Here is a 1,207-nt window from a genome sequence, read left to right as displayed (position 1 = left end):
TGTAAATAGACCCGTTTTAGTTCCATGCATTTTTTGAGAACCCGGCCAAATAATGGTGAAGTCGGTATTCCTCCGGTGTCATATTGTTCAGTGATTCATGCGGGCGTTCACAGTTATATTCTGATAACCATTTCTCCGTAATTTCCCGTACTTCATTCAGCGTTCTGAACAGATAAAAATCGAGTATTTCTGTACGGTATGTCCTGTTAAAACGCTCAATGAAAGCGTTCTGCGTCGGCTTACCCGGCTGGATGAACTCCAGTTTTACTGCGTGTATCTCTGCCCATTCAGCCAGCGCCAGAGAGATAAATTCCGGACCATTATCCATGCGCAGCATGACCGGATAACCGCGGTTTGCCGCGATCCTGTCAAGTACACGGACCACTCGCAGAGCTGGCAGATTCAGATCGATTTCAATCGATAACGCCTCACGATTAAAGTCATCAACGACATTGAACGTGCGAAAACGACGGCCACAGGCCAGCGCATCATGCATAAAATCGACAGACCAGCTCTGGTTCAGCGCTTCTGGCGTAGCCAGTGGTGAGGGATTGCGTACCGGCAGTCGTTGTTTGCCCTTACGGCGAAAATTCAGCTTCAGCAGACAGTAAATACGGTGGAGCCTTTTGTGATTCCACGAGTATCCTTGCCGTCGCAGAATCTGGAAAAGCTTCGGAAATCCGTATCGCGGGTATCGCTCAGCCGCAGCCTGCAGGGCGGCAATAACGAGTTCATCACGCGTGGTATCCGGGCGGTAATGGTAAACCGTTCTGCTCAGGTTCAGACTCCGGCAGGCCTGACGGATACTGAGTCCGAATGTCGTTATCAGATGAGTGACCAGCTCACGCTTAAAGGCTGGTTTTAAAGCTTTTTTTCGATAACGTCTTTCAGCGCCCGGTTCTCCAGACTCAGGTCAGCAAACATCTGTTTGAGACGGCGGTTCTCGTCCTCAAGATCCTTGATTTTTTTTATATCAGAAGCCTCCATGCCGCCGTATCTGGACTTCCAGTTGTAGTAGGTGGCTTCAGAGATACCGGCCTCCCGGCAGACATCTTTAACGGTTCGTCCGGCTTCAACTGACTTAATCACAGCGATGATCTGATGCTCAGTAAAACGGGCTTTACGCATAGCGATCTCCTTCGTTGGCAGATTGATTATGCCGGATGATCTCTAAATATGAATGGCACGATTATGCGGGATACTTACA

Annotated in this window: 1 protein-coding gene; it reads right to left on the bottom strand. The window is 49.1% G+C overall.

Going from position 1 to position 1,207, the window contains the following annotated elements:
- Window positions 1–16: 16 nt before the first annotated feature.
- A protein-coding gene (locus D9736_RS20300) for an IS3 family transposase (RefSeq protein ID WP_130259042.1) occupies window positions 17–1,128 on the bottom strand; the annotation gives its coding sequence in 2 pieces (ribosomal slippage) (window positions 17–867 and window positions 867–1,128; 1,113 coding nt in all).
- Window positions 1,129–1,207: the final 79 nt, after the last annotated feature.

Origin of the sequence: Escherichia sp. E10V10 (assembly GCF_004211985.1) — a bacterium.
Taxonomy (GTDB): domain Bacteria; phylum Pseudomonadota; class Gammaproteobacteria; order Enterobacterales; family Enterobacteriaceae; genus Escherichia.
Note: the sequence above shows the minus strand (reverse complement) of the source record. Positions and strands in the feature narration are given on the sequence as shown.